Genomic DNA, 16,092 nt, shown 5'->3' on the forward strand with positions numbered 1-16,092 from the left:
AATCCGGTCTGAACACGCCCTTGCTCCATTCGTCCTCTCAGCACGAAACGTTCACCACACCTTTTGCAATGTATCCTCACTTTAATACGCAAAAAAAAGACACCTCTTTCTCTAACAGGTTTGTCAGATCAGTGTGCCCCAATTTGTTACATATTAACCTTTTCCTCCTGTTTGAACAGTCGAAATGGAGATCGATTGTTGGCCCTGCTGATTTTCGCCATCCCTCCATACCAGAGAAATGCCATCAGAGGGATGATGAACCAGATCCAGTCATGCGAAATTGTCGTCAGAATCAGGTCATATATTCCATGCCAGAACCATGGAAGCACCAATGATAGAAGCAACATATATTTGCTTTTCCAGTCTTGTGAAAACTTGGCCTTCCCCATATAATAGCCCATCATGACTCCAAACATTGCATGACCGGATACCGGAAGTAATGATCTCATCAGCATCATACTAACAGAAGCATGGCCCGCCCATGCGTATAGCAGATTTTCAACGGTTGCAAATCCAAGAGAGATTGCGGCGGCATACAAAATTCCGTCATAAGGTTCATCGAACTCGGTGTGATTATATATAATGTGGTACAGCAAAAACCATTTGAAAAACTCTTCTACTCCAGCTGAAATGCCAAATACCTGGATCAACGTGTACTCCCCCAGCCAAAGCAGCAAACCGCGTTGAAAAATCATGACAGGCAGTACCACCAAAAAGCCGAGCAAAAACACTTTGATGACCATGTGCAGCGGCTCGGATTCATATCTGTCCTTCAAGTAAAAATACATTAATAAGGCGAGACCCGGCGCAGTTGCTGCCGCTAAAACAGAAAACAGAAGCACCGATCATCCCTCCATAAAAATGAGTCGGCCCTGCATTCACCGCAGAGCCGACAAAGTCACTTCGAAATTTACTTTTCTTTAAGCCCATTAAGAGCGGCTGTCAAAATGAGTACAGATGACGTCAATCGCCTGTTCAGAAATGACCAGCTTGCCATACTCCTCCAGCATTGCCGGTGTTACGGATGAGCCTTCCCCAAATTCAGCAAGAACCGCGATCAAAGCAGCAAGCTTGGGCTCTTCCACTTCTTCCGGCTCCAAATGCAGAATCCATTGTCCTCTATAATGATACAGCTTACCTGCATCCGTGGTGCTGCTACGGAGCATGTGAGCCGCTTCTATGAGTACTTCGAAATCGCTAAACGCGTAGACGATGGAATCACTGTGCTCCAGCGTAACTTCCATTTCGTAGACTTCCTCCGGAAGCTCATCATCGGGAACCGAACCATATTGCTGGTGGTCGTATTTCCCTCGAGTGACGATAACTACCATGCCCTGAGCAGGTAGAGCAAATACTTCGACAGCTAACGGTCCCGTGGCGTCGAAGCCCAGCTCACTATATGCCTGATCCATCATTTCGGTGAACAGCTCATGGACTCTTGGAATCTCTTGCCACATGTCGTCTTTTTGAATACCACGTTCGCTCAAATCGTCAAAGGTAAGGAAAATCCGTATCTTGTCCTGGCTTAATCTTTCTATCTTCATACTGGACTCTCCTCCTGGCAGCCGAGTGTTATTAACAGATTATGATGCATTTATGGTGCCTGTGATGAAAATGGTTCTATGTAATCATGTTATCATTTTATAATCGTAAATGCACGCAATAAAATGATAAAAAAAAGAATCATTTGAACGGCTTTTACAAAAAAGCCGCAAAATGATTCGAGATAGAGGTTTCGGGTTACAAACCCGGTACGACTGTATGAGTTTCTCTCAGGATTTGCTCGACCTCACGCTTAACATCGGGACTGGTGCTGATAAAATCTTTAATCAGCTTCATATTTACTTCTTTATTTTGGGCTGTATGGGCGCTATGAGGCTTTTTATCTGTTGTGGAACGGTGATCGTGATCCTTACGGGTTTCTTGCTTGTTAAGCGTAATATCACCCATTCCGGGGAACGCCGCGTCCATCATTTTGGTACGGGCTTTTTGAACCAGATTACCGCCTTTTTTTCCATCCATGCCCATAGATAAACCTAACATGCTGCAGTTACGGGAGATCATAGTGCTCGCCACTGCGCCCAAAACGATTCCCAGGAAAAATGAAGATGTTTTCACAATTAGAACCTCCCTTTGTGGTAGTATCAAGCCTAGTGTTCGTCAGCAGAGACAAACTCATACGCTATAAATATAGGAAGGTGAGATGAATTAATGGGTACAAAAACAGCAGCCATTTTGTTGATCTCATGTCTGCTGCTAAGTGCTTGCACTGCGGTCAAGCCGGAATCGGAGCCACAAGCAAGAACCAGATCCCGGCAACGTCTGAAACCAGTGAGAACACAGACAAAGGGCAGGACACAGCTTCTTCCCCAACCAACAGCAGTGAGCACGCAGGCAGTAATCATGGTAACAACTCAACGGCTCAAACATCACCGCAAACTGGCAGGACCGTCGCCGACAGCAAATAGGCTCCAAATTCAACGGCTACCGTTAACAAAACGTATCATTTGAACAAGGCTTACAACGTGGTCCCTACCAGCAAGGGGCGGAAAAAAAGGTTGTTTTGCTGACCTTTGACGACGGTCCCAAGGAAGCGGTCATGATCAACAAAATCATTGATACACTGGACAAGCACAAAGCCAAAGCCATTTTCTTCGTAAACGGTTACCGCGTGAAGAAGCACCCTTAGCTGCTCGAGAATGAAAAAGAGTCACCCCAATAAAACCGATGCACTTTTCAAGAATGTGACGGAACAATTGCATCTGGGCAGCAATATTTTGATGCATGAGCTGCCATGGACCGCAGAGGCGTTGGATAGCCCGTTAACCCGTCTGGAGCAAAAAGGTTACCACTTTGTCGAGCCATAAAGTATTGAGGTTCCTGCTAACTAGCAGGCTCTCGAGCTTGTGCTTCTATTACCAATCCTAAACGATTGCAAAAAGAGCCTCCATTTCCCGCAAGTCATAAGCGGATAAGGAGGCTCTTTTTGCGTAAGCACATGAGATCACTCAGGCTTATCATTACCAGAGCATTTCACTAATGGGCGGTGCCCCTTTGATACCCCACCACAGCAATGCTGCTGTAATGAGCACAAAAAGTGTGCTCAAAAAATTCAAAAACCACTTGCTCACCCGGATACGGCGGGACGGAAACATTTCCGCCCGTGTCTGGTACTTGCTGACAGGAGCATCTTCCTCCATCGTTACAGCAACTTCCGGTGCAGCAGCAACATGAGCCAATTCCGGTGCGGGCCGTGAAGCACGGGAGCGAACCAGTTTTGGACTGTTCTCTTCCTTGCCTTTGCGTCCATTTCGGCGGCTGCCGTAAGTCTGCACTCTGCTAAGTTCCTGATTCATGCTTCATACCTCCGAAAACGTAGCGCCAAACCGGATATGAGGTCAATTAAAAAATGACAAATGATCGGCGCCCACAGGCTACCGGTCTGCACGTATATGTAGCCCAAACCGTAACTGCTCAGAAAAACCCAGCCTGTCGGAATCCAATGCCGCAAATAACGGATATGGATGACCGCAAACAAGATACTTGTCCAGTAAGGCCCAAAGCTGTACTGAATCGCCCCTCTGAACAATAGTTCCTCACAGATCGAAACGATGGCTGCTATACATACAATGTGCCAGATGGGTCGGTTTTGAAACAGCATCTGGTTAATGCCCCCGTCATCCATAGCATCCTCGGGCATAACCCGCGACAGGAGCAGGTCCACCAGCAGCATAGCCGCAGCCAGTCCCAACCCCCACCATAAAACTTGCAAACTGTTCGGCCACGCAAACAGCTTCAGCACATTTCTTTTCTGAAAAATAATCCAAATTACGCCGACCACCAGGGTCAGTCCCTGAGTTAGATACAAATTGTAAAGCAGCAAGCGGTCATTCAATTCATGAATTTGCGCTCTTTTCCATTTTACTTTAAGCTTTTTCATAGTTAGTTAGTCCTCTGCATAGTCTTCTTAAGCATCATAGCCAAAAAGTCGAACGGATTCAAGAAGGCTTCAAACTTAGTATTCTGCATTCTGTAGCTATTTATCTAGCCCGGTGTCCACACATGTCACATGTCCTATTGACATGTCCATGTAAGCCATGATACATTATGGAAAAATTATTAGCGACAACAACAATGATGGAGAAAAGGTATTGATTTCGTCCTCAGAGAGCCGGTGCTTGGGTGGAAGCCGGTGGCGAAGTAACTACTTTCAGCGCTCTTGAGTTATTGCATCGAAGCCTTGGATGATATCCCGGCATTAGATGCAATCGGCAGAAAACCGTTATCCTTTCGGTCATATTTATGATCGCTGAAGGCAGTCCGTTGCGAAATGGCTGCGAATTAGGGTGGTACCACGATAAACTCTCGTCCCTTACTATGGAGATAGTATGTGATTCGGGAGTTTTTTTGATGTCCAGAAACCGCAAAGCGGTCCTGCTTATGGCCTTTAGCCGTCAGTTTGGTGCCTAATTCTATTTTATCCCTTTTCTGCGTCAATGCGTTATCACGTTAGTGCTGTCCGCAATCTTTTGTTCTTTCAGAAGCATTCAAATTTTTCGCGTTCTTTATGGAATGTATTTCAGTTTGAAGTACATCCTGTCCATAAAAGAAGTTAACTTTGAGGAGGAAATCAAATGTTTAAAGTGTTAGTATCCGATCCGATTAGTGACCTGGGCATCCAGCAACTGATGGATGCAGACGATGTCACGGTGGACAAGAATACAGGTCTTAGCGAGGACGAATTGGTTCAAATTATTGGCGACTATGATGCACTACTCGTTCGTAGCCAAACCCGGGTAACCGAGCGCATCATGACGGCAGGCAAGAACCTCAAGGTTGTCGGACGCGCCGGGGTCGGAGTGGACAATATCGATCTGGAAGCAGCAACACGACGCGGAATTATCGTCATTAACGCCCCTGACGGCAACACAATTACGACATGTGAGCATACTTTTGCCATGATGATGGCTCTGGCGCGTCATATTCCACAGGCGTATGCCAAAACCATTAGCGGTACATGGGATCGCAAAACGTTCCTCGGTGTTGAGCTGCGTAACAAAACGCTTGGCGTACTCGGTATGGGACGCATCGGTAGCGAAGTGGCCAAACGTGCCAAAGCCTTCGGCATGAGAATACTCGGCTATGATCCGTTTCTGACGGAAGAACGCGCTGAGAAGCTGGGCATCAAGCTGGCAAGTGTGGACGAAATTATCCGCAACGCGGATTTCATGACGGTACACACACCGTTAACACCGGAAACAAAGCATATGATTGCCCGTCCGCAGTTTGAAGTGATGAAAAAAGGGATGCGTATCGTCAACTGTGCCCGCGGCGGCGTTGTCGATGAAATGGCTCTCGTTGAAGCTATTGATGAAGGCATCGTTGCCGGTGCAGCCTTTGACGTATTCGAATCGGAGCCGCCAGCCCAGGAGCACCCTTTCTTGGGCCACCCCAAAATTATAGTTACACCGCATCTGGGTGCATCCACAGTGGAAGCTCAGGAGAATGTAGCGATCGACGTATCCGAGCAGGTGCTGCACATTTTGCGTGATGAGCCGTTCAAAAATGCGGTCAACATGCCTCCGGTGCCATCCAACGTGATGACGCAATTGCAGCCTTATTTCTCGCTTGGCGAGAAGCTGGGCAGCTTTGCCGCTCAAGCGACGAATCAGGCTGTACGTGAAATTCAGGTGGATTACGCGGGCGATCTGTCTTCTGTGGATACACAGCCGCTGACACGTTATATCTTGAAAGGTGTGCTTAGTCGCCATCTAGGCAGTGATGTTAACATTGTAAATTCTGTCCACCTTGCCAAAACACGTGACATCCATCTTATCGTGTCTCAGGCTCCGGCTACTAAAGGCTTTACCAACCTGATCACCGTCACGCTCAAAGCGCAAGGCGGCGAGGAGCAATGTATATCGGGTACCCTGCTCGCAGGCTATGGCGAACGTATCGTCCGGTTGAACCAGTTCCCGGTGGACGTGGCACCAGAAGCGCATTTCCTGCTCATCTCCCACAATGACAAACCCGGCATTATCGGTCGTGTCGGCACTCTGCTTGGGGAGAACGGTGTGAATATCGCCTCCATGCAGGTAGGACGTAAAATTGTCGGTGGTGAAGCCATTATGATTCTGACCGTTGATAAAGCCGTTCCTAAAGACGTGCTGATCCAACTGGTTGGCTTGCCGGAACTGAATACCGCTCAAGAAGTGATACTCGATTAGTGATCAGCAGTGTTGAAGCATGTTAACATGCTTTTACTTTAATAAAAGAGACGCCCGGTTCTCCGGGTGCCTCTTTTATATATCCATAACATCATTAGACGCATCTGTTCTGGAAGCAGAATGTTCCACGTTGAACAAGATAAATGTTGATTTTTCAACAAAAAGCACCCTCTTCCGAGGATGCCTGCGAACCGGTGTATATTCTGCGATTGGCTTACAAGCCTGTTACAGAGCCCGACTTTGTTTTTTGGAGAACGGCAGCAAAATAGTGAACTCCGTCCCTTCCCCCAATACGCTGGCAGCGGAGACAGAGCCTCCGTGAGCCTCCACAATATTTTTGACAATAGCAAGCCCCAGACCAGTTCCTTTGTCCACGCCCCGCACTCTGGCCTTGTCTGCCTTGTAGAAGCGGTCAAAAATATAAGGTAGATCCTCGCTGGCAATGCCCACACCTTCATCCTTAATCCGAATGCGGATCAGCTCATGCCGTTCCCCCAAAATCCGATCGGCACTAATGGTAACACTTTTTCCACCGGGCGTATGCCTGAACGCATTATCCAGCAAATTGGTCAACACCTGCTCCAATCGGTCTTCATCTGCTTCAGGCAGCAGTAAATGTCGACCTTGTTCATGATAATCGAGCGTCAGCCCCTGTTCCTTCGAGCGCACCGTAAATTTACGGTGAACACGCTCGATCAGCTCATTCACATCCACTTCCTGGCGGTGCATGTCTGTATGACCTGCCTCCATTCGGGCCAGATCAAGCAGATCCTTGACTAGCCTTCCCATGCGCAACGATTCATCATGGATGACCTGCACCAATTCCTCTGATTCTTCCGGTGAACCAGCCATTCCATCGAGCAAGGCCTCGCTGTAGCCTTGCATCATGGAAAGCGGTGTACGGATTTCATGGGACACATTAGCGACAAAGTCACTCCGCATCTTCTCCAGCCTGACTTCCTCCGTGATGTCTCTGAGCACAGCGACAGCGCCACGAATTACATTATCCGTATACAACGGCGCCATCTGTACCGACCAGGAGCCCTGTTTTACATGAATATAGTCCCCGCCGTCCTCTCCCCTGTCCATAACGGTATGGAACAACGTCAGCAACGGCCCAGGTACAGACACTCCGAATTCCTCCTGATCATACTCTTGCCACTTCAGCTTTTGCCAGCTATCCAGCAGACTTTGCGCAGGCGGATTCGTCAAAATGATTTGACCGCTTCTGTCGAAGGTCATTACAGCGTCAGACATGCTTCGCAGCACGCTGGACAGATGATTCTTCTCCTCATTCAGACTGCGGATCGTCGCTTCCAGCTCCGTAGACATATGATTGAAAGTTTTCGCCAGTTCGCCAATCTCGTCACTCGTTACCAGCGAAAGCCGCGTATCATACCTTCCCTCACGGATCGCATTCGCCGCCTGAATCAACAGCTGCATAGGCTGCGTGATTTTAGTAAAAAGAAATAGAGCAAAAAAAGTCGTCAATAGAAATCCGACAATGCATGTATAGGTGAACAAATGTTTGATTTCCGTCGATTCATAAGCGGCGAAATTCCTGTTGATGTACGGCAACAAAAAAAGTGCCAGAAAAATAAGCACAGAGCCTACAAGACAAATGATGGTGATCCACAGCTTGCCTACCAGCGATCTCCAGAAGCTCACGTTATTTTGGAACCTCCAGCTTGTAGCCGACACCCCAAACCGTCGTAATCATAGCCGCTGCCTCTGGTAGTACTTTGTTTAACTTTTCACGAAGTCGTTTAACATGTGTATCCACCGTGCGTAGATCACCAAAAAATTCATAATTCCATACATCTTTCAGCAGCTCTTCGCGCGAAAATACCTTGTCCGGCGATACAGCCAAATAATGCAGCAGCTCGTACTCTTTAGGAGTGAGACTGATTTCAATCCCCCCTGCGCTTACGCGGTGAGCATCATGCTCAATAATAAGATTCGGAAAAACAATGCTGTTGCTCGGCACCGTCTCCTTGGTCAAAAAAGCAGTTTCTGACGAACGGCGCAAAATCGCCTTCACCCGATAAATAACCTCACGCGGGCTAAAAGGCTTGACCACATAATCATCGGCTCCGACTTCAAAGCCCTGTACGCGGTTTACTTCCTCGCCTTTGGCGGTCAGCATGATTACAGGTGTAGCTTTGGTCTGACGCAGACGTGTGCAAACTTCGATTCCATCCATGCCCGGTAACATCACATCAAGCAGAATAATGCTGTAATCGCTTGCATTCGCTTTTTGGAGTGCAATCTCGCCATCCTCAGCTTCATCAATTACATATCCTTCTTTTTCCAGGTACATCCGCAGAAGGCGGCGAATGCGTTCTTCATCATCTACAATTAATATGCGGTTGCTATGTTCTGACATATTCCCAGCCCCTTCGCTAAAAAAAGCATTCTCTCTATTTTACTATTTTCCCGTGTCCGGTCAAACCTTACTCTGTTCATTCAGCTCTCTTTACACCAAAAAGGCCGGGGTTATGACCCCCGTCCTGTCCGTTTCTTTTTCGTGTTGTCTGACTGCGCAAGTTGAATGAGACGGTTGATTTCGTCCTTGGTGAGGGGTCTCGTCAGACCGCGCTTCAAATTTTGCAGCAAAAGATCACCGAAGGCAATCCGTTTGAGCTTGATGACCGGATGGGAAATGGCCTCAAACATCCGTCTGACCTGACGGTTTCTGCCTTCATAAATGGTAATCTGAATCACAGACTCCTTGCCATTCGGGTCCACATCCTTGTATTCTACCTCAGCGGGTGCGGTAATGCCATCCTCCAGCACGATCCCTTTTTTCAGCTTGTCCAGCTCGGTTCCGTGTGGAACGCCTTTGACTGTCGCCACATACGTCTTGGGGACATGGTGCTTCGGATGGGTGAGCAGATTGGCGAACTCGCCGTCATTGGTGAGCAACAGCAGCCCTTCAGTATCGTAATCAAGACGACCTACCGGATATACGCGTTCCTTAACGCCTTTCAGGTAGTCGGACACGATTTTACGGCCTTCCGGATCGGATGCGCTCGTAATCACGCCTTTAGGCTTGTTCATCATTAAGTAGATTTTTTTCTCAGTTTTGATCGGTCTACCCTTTACCGTAATTATATCCTGATCAGGGTCTGCCTTCGTTCCCAGCTCTGTTACGGTAACCCCGTTCACTTCTACACTGCCCGCCTGAATAAGCTCCTCACATTTACGTCGGGAAGCTACGCCAGCCTGGGCCAATATTTTCTGTAATCTTTCCATGTTCGCTAATTCACCTCATGCTAATGATACCCATCAATGAGCAAAATCACAAGCCCCGTTCACAAATCAATGCAGGAATCAAAATACAAGCAGGCAAATCGCGATCGCTGCCACAAAGCCGACTACATCTGAAAACAGTCCCACCTTCAAAGCATAGCGTCCATTTCGGATACCTACCGCGCCAAAATATACAGTCAGCACATAGAGTGTCGTGTCTGTGCTGCCCTGAATCGTGGAGGCAATACGACCGATCATGGAATCCGGTCCATACGTGCGGATCAGATCCGTTGTAAACGCAAGCGAGCCGGTACCCGTCAACGGGCGCAACAGTCCTAATGGCAGTACCTCACCGGGTACGCCCCAGCTTTTGATCCATGGCGTTACCCAGGATATCAGGTAATCCAGAGCGCCGGACGCTCGAAAAATGCTGATAGCCACCATCATGCCTACGAGATGAGGAATGATGCTGATGGCCGTGGAGAAGCCGTCTTTGGCTCCATCCACAAAGGAATCGTAGACCGGTACCTTTTTGACATATGCATATAAAGGAATAAAGGCAAGAATAACCGGAATGGCCCAAGTCGATACGAGGTTAATGAAATAAAGCATGCCTCCCTCATCCTTTCCAAGTGGTGTTTCTGCCCTTGGCAGCCGTCATTCCTGATCGCGGAACGGCAGGTGAAGAAACGGGCGGCGTAGCCGGAGAAGACGCAGATACTGGCGTAGCCTGTGGTGCCTGTGTTTTCTGTGACGGCAATGATGATGTAGACGGTGGACTGGCTGGAGGGCGACGCAACTCCCGGCTACGGTACCAGCGATCCGCCGCAATCGCGGCAAAGGTGGCTATCGCGGTCGCCACCAGCGTCGTACCGACGATTTCTGTCGGATTGGTGGAATGGTAATTGAGCCGGATCGCGATCAGGGTGGTCGGAATAAGCGTAATGCTGGCCGTGTTCAACGCAAGCAGCGTACACATAGCGGGCGTAGCGGTCTGCTTGTCGGGATTGAGCGATTGCAGTTCTTGCATCGCCTTGATGCCCATCGGGGTCGCCGCATTTCCCAGCCCGAGCAGGTTAGCGCTCATATTGGACAAGATATACCCCATAGCCGGATGATTACGCGGGACATCAGGAAACAGAAAGGCAACTAACGGGGCGAGCAGTTTGGATATTTTCTGCAAAAGCCCACCATCTTCCGCCAGCTTCATCATGCCCATCCAGAACACAAGCACACTAATCAGTCCAAAGCATACCGTAACGCCCGTAGCCGCCCCGTCAAATGCCGCCTTGGTCACCACTTCAATATTTCCCTGCGCGGCGGCAAACACAAATCCAATACAAATCAGGGCCACCCATATGAGATGAATCAAGGCCGATCCCTCCCTTTCACCGATGAATATAATGCAACCCTTATGCTCCGAACAGATTTCTTATAACCTCGCTCCATCCGCTCGTCCAGGTACGCTCTTGGATGCCGCCGCTTGCAGGAGCTTGTGCAGTCGGAATTTCCTGTTGTGGCTGTACTGTGCTTCGGGCGGGCAGCAGGCTGCCTTTTTCATACACAGGAACGGAGCCAATAAGCTTACCTTCCAGCAGGAACTCGACACGTCCCCGCAGACCGAAGGATGCGTCAGCTCTGTTGGACTTGGACTTTTTATATAGGACCAGTCTTTTGTGCAGCTGAGCCTTCTCCCTATCATGCAAAGGATAGGCAAAGCTCGCGCCTGTCAGCAGCGGGTAACCCTCAATCGGCTGCTGCTTGTCCGTAATCGGAATAAGCGGATAATATCGGAAACCGTAGTCGAGCATACGGGCATGATCGTTCCAATCGTCTCCGTCATTCAAGGTAACGGCAGCAAGCTGGCGACCGTCCCGTGTGGCTGAGCTAACCAGACAGCGAAACGCTTTTTTCGTAAAACCCGTTTTCACACCATCAGCTCCCTCATAGAGCCTCAGCATCTTGTTCTTGTTATGCCATGAATAATCCCATGATTCATTGGGATTGGGTGCTTTTTTCAACTCTGTTTTCACAATGCGAGCAAAGGTTGGATTATGCAGCGCATAAGCAGTAAGCTGGGCCATATCATTCGCAGAGGAATAGTGTCCCTCGGCATCCAGTCCATGCGGATTAGCAAAGTGAGAATGGCTGAGTCCTAGCTGAACCGCCTTCTCATTCATCAAATGAACAAATCCTCCTTCCGTCCCTCCCACATGCTCCGCAATGGCGGAAGCCGCATCGTTACCAGAACGAAGCATCAAGCCGTACAGCATATTTTCCAGTGTCATTTGTTCACCCTTTTGGAGAAAAAGCGAGGAACCCTCTTTGGCATAAGCCGTTGGACTTACCTTTACCCGGTCCTGCAAGTGTCCATGTTCAATGGCTACGATCGCGGTCATGATTTTGGTCAGACTAGCAATGCGAAGCTCCCGGTCACCCTCGGCGGAATATATGATTCTTCCTGATGTAACATCAATTAGAGAAGAAGCCTGTGCATGTGTAGTAAGAGCAGGTGGGACTTCCTCCTTCTTCACTTCTCCCCAAGCAGCCTGCGGACTCAGCAGTGTGAGTGGCAATGTCAGGACGAGCAGCAGTGCCAGCGGCAAAACAAATGCATGTGTCTTGAGCAAAAGCTGGCTGGTTCCCGCGTAGATTTTTGGCTTTCTTTTAAACATTTGGATTCCTCCGGTTTTGAGCAAGTCTTGTACCATTCTATGTCCAAGCTGTTCAAAGTATGTCCAGCTTTATAGCAGAAAATCCCTCTAGGGACATGGTGTATCGCCCCTCTTTCCCGATTTCTTTTCTACGCAAACTAGGCAACTTGCACTCCTGATTACATATATATAATAGTTACTAAACATGACGAATGAATGGAGGTACAACATGCAGCGGCAAGAGTTTGAAACGATCTTAAGAGCCCGGATTGTTGAGGCAGCTGAAGCCTTGAGTCGAAGCGGTGTATCCTTCGCCACCTTTGATACAGCACGCAGCAACGAGCAATTTTGGGACTTGACGGAGAAAGGCGGATTTCAGATTAAAGCAGGTGTCACTCCGGCGCAGGGGATCAGGGATATATTTGTGAATGGGCATAAATATGCCTTTGAGTGCGCGACAGCTATGGTCATTGTGCTCTACAAAGGAGTGCTGGATTCCATTCTGGAAAGTGAATTTAATCGGATTTTTGCCGATATGCTGCTGTATGATTGGCACTATGACAGTGATCTCAGACTAATACAGGAGCAAGGGAGTCACAATGCTGTTCCTGGCGATATTCTGTATTTCAACAATCCTGATGTATCACCCGAAACGCCGGAGTGGAAAGGAGAAAATGTTGTCAAGCTAAGGAAAGATTCGTTTTATGGTCATGGGATTGGCATCCACACAGCGCAAGGCATCATCGACTCCCTCAATCGTCATCGACGACCGGGGGCCACCACTTCTGCTTATTTGGAAAATGAAGTGATCTACCCGGATTTTACCTATCTGTCGCAGTTTGCCCCTGAAAAAAACCGAGAAGAGGAACTTGCACTGAGTCCTTCACAAGAGCACTCTCCCCGTATACATGCGAGCATTGGTCGAAGACAATACATTCGTGCATAAAAGTATTATGGCTAGGTGGATGTAAAAAAGAGGGTATTCCTTAGCCTATAGCTGGCTTTGGGAATACCCTCCTGTGCAAATTATTCTATTCAATAACTTTTACAAGTAAGCCGGACCAGAGTGACTGTGATCAGTAGTGACATTTACAGGTGCCTGTGAGGGTGGAGTATGCAAGTCGCCGCCTGTATTCCGGAAAATAGACTGAACCTTATCAATCAGGTATGGTGTGGAGTCAATGAGTTTCTCAATCAGGTGCGTTTGATTGTCCAATGGAACGATTTGTGCCCCCTGTTTGCCGACAACCAGAAAAGCAATCGGGTGAATAGATACACCACCACCGCTACCGCCACCAAAAGGATGTCCTCCCTTCCCGCTATGATTACCCGATGACGAAGAAGTATGAAGCTCCTCTTCATCTACGTTAAAATCACTTCCCCCGGCTGCGAAACCAAATCCTACCTTACTAATTGGCAAAATAACGGAACCATCGGGTGTTTCCACCGCGTCTCCCACAATCGTATTCACATCCACCATGGCTTTGATGTTCTCCATCGCGGTTTGCATGAGTCCTTGAATCGGGTGATCTGACATGATTATTCCTCCTCTGCTTTATTCAAGCGTAGAATGCCTTTTCTTTCGCTAGTGTGCGCAGGGGTTTAAGGAAATATGTATGGCTCATTATTCCTCATGCTTTACTGGTTTCTTGGAAAAAACCCGTTTCCATGCCTCCGATCCACCCGGTACGCGCCAAATGCGGTAAGCCAACGTGAGCATCGAGAAAATTAAATAACCGAGCGACATATTTGCTTCACAGGTCAAGGTGGTGGTAAAACGTAGGCGATCCACCCAATAGGGCACAACAAACAGCTTAGGTGTACAGTCCACGCGCACAAAGCTGGAAGCAAAACCGATCAAAGTTGTTTTCAATCCCCACAGTATACCGGTAGAGGTAGCCGTATAAGCAGCGTCAGCAAGGCTGATATTGGTGGACCATTCCATTTTTGACATCGTCACATGGGCTAACGTATGACGTAACCATCGGTGAAAGGAACGTGTTCCTTTCACCAGAATCCGAACATCGTGTATAAATTGCTTGATTTTCTCTTTATCGATGGTGCCGCTATCAATAGAGGCATCGGTTTTATGTATATTTTTGTTGCGGTCGAGTCGATAGAGAAGCCCTTTTTGCAAACTTGCCAGCAGAATAGCCGGAATATCATAATTTATTTTAATCCACCCGTACAAAAATCTGATCTCCAGATGCGCCCGGTCATCATTATCATGCTTGGCAATATCTAGCTTCAATCGGATACGGGAGAGCAGGACAGCCAGCACAAGTAACAAGATGACGATGATGGCGATACTGATCCATTTCCACACTGGCGAGCCCTCCCTGCCTATTTTCTTCATGGATATACCATGGTAAAAATAGTATGACCCTTCACCCGGAAAACATGCATCCTAAAACGCTAAACAGCCAGCCCCCATTACGCGAGGACTGGCTGTTTCTAAATTTCGACCTGTAACCATGAAGAGGAACCCGTAAAAAGGCTTCTGTCAGGTATCAAGACTCCGTATCATTCATATCTGGCTGACTGCTCTCCAAACGTTCGAACAACAATTGTGTCTCTTCCTCCAAATGTTCCGAGTCCTCAAACAGCTCAGGCTGTGGCAAATCCGCCAAAGAGCCCAGACCGAAATAATCCAGAAATGACTTCGTCGTTCCATACAAAATCGGCCGTCCGATAGCCTCAGCCCGACCTTTTTCCTCAATAAGCTCCTTGTGGACCAGAGTATGTATGGCCCGCTCAGATTTGACACCGCGAATATCTTCGATTTCAACTCTTGTAATGGGCTGGCGGTAGGCCACAATGGCAAGTGTCTCCAAAGCCGCTTGAGACAGCGAGGTACGTGCCGGAGAGTAGGCGAGCTTTTCAAAATAAGGTGCATGTTCGGATAAGGTTGCAAGCTGATAGTGCCCGGCGATACGGACAATTTGCAGACCTCTTCCTCCCTGCTCCATGTCCTGCTTCATATCCTCCAGACCCTTTTCAACCAGCTCTTGCTGCTGCTCTACAATGTCGGCGATCTGCTTGGCGGACAACCCGTCCTCTCCCGCGAGAAACAGCAGTCCCTCAATAATTGATTTCAGCTTCAGATAATCCATTAACCCGTAAATCCCCTCTCCACTCCATTACAATTTCATCAAAAAGCTTCTCCTGATAGCAGAAAATCTGCTTCAGCTTCATCAGTTCGAGGATAGCCAAAAAGGTGACTACTACTTCATGCCGATACATATCCTCATGCATCAGCTTGGAGAACAGAAGCCGTCCTCCCGTCCCTACCATTTCCAACGCCCCGATGACCTGCCGGATACGGTCCTTGACCGAAATCTCATCGCGGTGAATACGGGTTACCGTCGTACGTCGCTCTGCTTTACGCAGCGCACGCTGAAAGGCCGCGAACAAATCGCTTGCATGTAGTCCATACACCGGATTGGCGGGTTCGGTGGGCAGAAATGCGCTCAAGTCTTCCGGCTCCTTGCCATAGATCAAACTTCGTTCCCATTCACATTCACTCAGATGGCGGGCAATCCCTTTATATTTACGATACTCCACCAGCTTGCGAACCAGTTCATCCCGCGGATCATAATCTTCTTCATAAAAATCCAAATCATCATATTCCATTACAGGTGGCTTGGGAAGCAGCAATTTACTCTTAATGGATAAGAGCGTCGCCGCCATCACCAGAAACTCGCTCGTAATGTCCAGTTCCAGCTCCTGCATACTGTGTAAAAAAGCCATATATTGATCGGTAATATCACTAATCGGGATATCCTGAATATCAATCTCGGCCTTATCAATCAGATGCAACAGCAGGTCCAGCGGACCCTCGAATGTTTCCAGCTTGTAATTTACGACTGTCAATGTGCTTCCCCCTGGCTTACTCCAATCATCATTCAACAATACCTTTCCCCGTTAGCACTTATGCTCGACTTTATCAATCCCTCTTT

The 16,092-nt window shown here is 48.2% G+C and carries 18 protein-coding genes, 1 pseudogene and 1 other annotated feature; of the genes and pseudogenes, 4 read left to right on the plus strand and 15 right to left on the minus strand.

Annotated features, from left to right (window positions below; all coding sequences use genetic code 11):
- Positions 1-146: 146 nt before the first annotated feature.
- From prsW to ACWGOO_RS09580, 3 genes are all read right to left on the minus strand, one after another.
- Positions 147-842: a glutamic-type intramembrane protease PrsW gene (gene prsW, locus ACWGOO_RS09570; RefSeq protein WP_452482805.1), complete on the minus strand. Its 696-nt coding sequence runs from the start codon at positions 840-842 to the stop codon at positions 147-149.
- Positions 843-929: 87 nt separating this feature from the next.
- On the minus strand, positions 930-1,544 hold the full coding sequence (locus ACWGOO_RS09575; protein ID WP_452482806.1) for a genetic competence negative regulator: 615 nt from the start codon (positions 1,542-1,544) through the stop codon (positions 930-932).
- A gap of 196 nt (positions 1,545-1,740) precedes the next feature.
- Positions 1,741-2,118 carry a hypothetical protein gene (locus ACWGOO_RS09580; RefSeq protein WP_452482808.1) on the minus strand — a complete coding sequence of 126 codons (378 nt, stop codon included), beginning with the start codon at positions 2,116-2,118 and terminating at the stop codon, positions 1,741-1,743.
- Between the two features lie 128 nt (positions 2,119-2,246).
- Between ACWGOO_RS09580 and ACWGOO_RS09585 the strand changes: the two genes are divergently transcribed.
- Together ACWGOO_RS09585 and ACWGOO_RS09590 are read left to right on the plus strand one after the other, a co-directional pair.
- Entirely contained in the window at positions 2,247-2,468 is a 222-nt protein-coding gene (locus ACWGOO_RS09585; protein ID WP_452482810.1) for a hypothetical protein, read from the plus strand.
- A gap of 9 nt (positions 2,469-2,477) precedes the next feature.
- Positions 2,478-2,867 (plus strand): annotated as a pseudogene (locus ACWGOO_RS09590) (polysaccharide deacetylase family protein); the annotation flags it as partial.
- Positions 2,868-3,020: 153 nt separating this feature from the next.
- Here ACWGOO_RS09590 and ACWGOO_RS09595 read toward each other — a convergent pair.
- Both ACWGOO_RS09595 and ACWGOO_RS09600 read right to left on the minus strand, forming a co-directional pair.
- A complete protein-coding gene (locus tag ACWGOO_RS09595; protein ID WP_452482812.1) occupies positions 3,021-3,356 on the minus strand; it encodes a hypothetical protein in 336 nt (111 codons plus the stop codon).
- Positions 3,353-3,940 carry a CPBP family glutamic-type intramembrane protease gene (locus ACWGOO_RS09600; protein ID WP_452482814.1) on the minus strand — a complete coding sequence of 196 codons (588 nt, stop codon included), beginning with the start codon at positions 3,938-3,940 and terminating at the stop codon, positions 3,353-3,355. Before ACWGOO_RS09600 ends, ACWGOO_RS09595 begins: the two co-directional genes overlap by 4 nt.
- A gap of 185 nt (positions 3,941-4,125) precedes the next feature.
- Positions 4,126-4,376 (plus strand) — a binding site (T-box leader).
- Positions 4,377-4,634: 258 nt separating this feature from the next.
- On the opposite strand from ACWGOO_RS09600, the gene serA reads away from it, so the two are divergent.
- On the plus strand, positions 4,635-6,227 hold the full coding sequence (gene serA, locus ACWGOO_RS09605) for a phosphoglycerate dehydrogenase (protein ID WP_452482816.1): 1,593 nt from the start codon (positions 4,635-4,637) through the stop codon (positions 6,225-6,227).
- 225 nt (positions 6,228-6,452) lie between these two features.
- Here serA and ACWGOO_RS09610 read toward each other — a convergent pair whose 3' ends face one another.
- The 6 genes from ACWGOO_RS09610 to ACWGOO_RS09635 all read right to left on the minus strand — a co-directional run bounded on the left by ACWGOO_RS09610 (position 6,453) and on the right by ACWGOO_RS09635 (position 12,154).
- Entirely contained in the window at positions 6,453-7,895 is a 1,443-nt protein-coding gene (locus tag ACWGOO_RS09610; protein WP_452482818.1) for an ATP-binding protein, read from the minus strand.
- Between the two features lies 1 nt (position 7,896).
- Positions 7,897-8,613, minus strand: a complete 717-nt coding sequence (locus ACWGOO_RS09615) for a response regulator transcription factor (RefSeq protein WP_452482820.1) — start codon at positions 8,611-8,613, stop codon at positions 7,897-7,899.
- 110 nt (positions 8,614-8,723) lie between these two features.
- Positions 8,724-9,482, minus strand: a complete 759-nt coding sequence (locus tag ACWGOO_RS09620) for a pseudouridine synthase (RefSeq protein ID WP_025685819.1) — start codon at positions 9,480-9,482, stop codon at positions 8,724-8,726.
- A 78-nt stretch (positions 9,483-9,560) separates the two neighbouring features.
- Positions 9,561-10,091, minus strand: a complete 531-nt coding sequence (locus ACWGOO_RS09625; RefSeq protein ID WP_452482823.1) for a spore maturation protein — start codon at positions 10,089-10,091, stop codon at positions 9,561-9,563.
- Positions 10,092-10,098: 7 nt separating this feature from the next.
- A complete protein-coding gene (locus ACWGOO_RS09630) occupies positions 10,099-10,851 on the minus strand; it encodes a nucleoside recognition domain-containing protein (protein WP_452482824.1) in 753 nt (250 codons plus the stop codon).
- 40 nt (positions 10,852-10,891) lie between these two features.
- On the minus strand, positions 10,892-12,154 hold the full coding sequence (locus ACWGOO_RS09635) for a D-alanyl-D-alanine carboxypeptidase family protein (protein WP_452482826.1): 1,263 nt from the start codon (positions 12,152-12,154) through the stop codon (positions 10,892-10,894).
- Positions 12,155-12,338: 184 nt separating this feature from the next.
- Between ACWGOO_RS09635 and ACWGOO_RS09640 the strand changes: the two genes are divergently transcribed.
- Positions 12,339-13,079: a protein-glutamine gamma-glutamyltransferase gene (locus tag ACWGOO_RS09640; protein WP_452482828.1), complete on the plus strand. Its 741-nt coding sequence runs from the start codon at positions 12,339-12,341 to the stop codon at positions 13,077-13,079.
- A gap of 99 nt (positions 13,080-13,178) precedes the next feature.
- On the opposite strand, the gene ytfJ is transcribed toward ACWGOO_RS09640, so the two are convergent.
- From ytfJ to ACWGOO_RS09660, 4 genes are all read right to left on the minus strand, one after another.
- A complete protein-coding gene (gene ytfJ / locus ACWGOO_RS09645) occupies positions 13,179-13,670 on the minus strand; it encodes a GerW family sporulation protein (protein WP_452482830.1) in 492 nt (163 codons plus the stop codon).
- 87 nt (positions 13,671-13,757) lie between these two features.
- Entirely contained in the window at positions 13,758-14,459 is a 702-nt protein-coding gene (locus ACWGOO_RS09650) for a DUF2953 domain-containing protein (RefSeq protein ID WP_452482832.1), read from the minus strand.
- Between the two features lie 184 nt (positions 14,460-14,643).
- The gene (scpB, locus tag ACWGOO_RS09655; RefSeq protein WP_452482834.1) at positions 14,644-15,246 is read right to left on the minus strand and encodes an SMC-Scp complex subunit ScpB; all 603 of its coding nucleotides are present in this window, start codon (positions 15,244-15,246) and stop codon (positions 14,644-14,646) included.
- On the minus strand, positions 15,215-16,006 hold the full coding sequence (locus ACWGOO_RS09660; protein ID WP_452482836.1) for a segregation and condensation protein A: 792 nt from the start codon (positions 16,004-16,006) through the stop codon (positions 15,215-15,217). Before ACWGOO_RS09660 ends, scpB begins: the two co-directional genes overlap by 32 nt.
- Positions 16,007-16,092: the final 86 nt, after the last annotated feature.

It is taken from the genome of Paenibacillus sp. NPDC055715 (genome assembly GCF_053617595.1).

Coding starts and splice junctions, on each gene's coding strand:
- ACWGOO_RS09600 (WP_452482814.1), bottom strand. CDS start 3,940: ATGAAAAAGCTTAAAGTAAAATGGAAAAGAGCGCAAATTCATGAATTG.
- scpB (WP_452482834.1), bottom strand. CDS start 15,246: ATGGATTATCTGAAGCTGAAATCAATTATTGAGGGACTGCTGTTTCTC.
- ACWGOO_RS09635 (WP_452482826.1), bottom strand. CDS start 12,154: ATGTTTAAAAGAAAGCCAAAAATCTACGCGGGAACCAGCCAGCTTTTG.
- ACWGOO_RS09595 (WP_452482812.1), bottom strand. CDS start 3,356: ATGAATCAGGAACTTAGCAGAGTGCAGACTTACGGCAGCCGCCGAAAT.
- serA (WP_452482816.1), top strand. CDS start 4,635: ATGTTTAAAGTGTTAGTATCCGATCCGATTAGTGACCTGGGCATCCAG.
- ACWGOO_RS09585 (WP_452482810.1), top strand. CDS start 2,247: ATGTCTGCTGCTAAGTGCTTGCACTGCGGTCAAGCCGGAATCGGAGCC.
- ACWGOO_RS09620 (WP_025685819.1), bottom strand. CDS start 9,482: ATGGAAAGATTACAGAAAATATTGGCCCAGGCTGGCGTAGCTTCCCGA.
- ACWGOO_RS09575 (WP_452482806.1), bottom strand. CDS start 1,544: ATGAAGATAGAAAGATTAAGCCAGGACAAGATACGGATTTTCCTTACC.
- ACWGOO_RS09625 (WP_452482823.1), bottom strand. CDS start 10,091: ATGCTTTATTTCATTAACCTCGTATCGACTTGGGCCATTCCGGTTATT.
- ytfJ (WP_452482830.1), bottom strand. CDS start 13,670: ATGTCAGATCACCCGATTCAAGGACTCATGCAAACCGCGATGGAGAAC.
- ACWGOO_RS09615 (WP_452482820.1), bottom strand. CDS start 8,613: ATGTCAGAACATAGCAACCGCATATTAATTGTAGATGATGAAGAACGC.
- ACWGOO_RS09640 (WP_452482828.1), top strand. CDS start 12,339: ATGACGAATGAATGGAGGTACAACATGCAGCGGCAAGAGTTTGAAACG.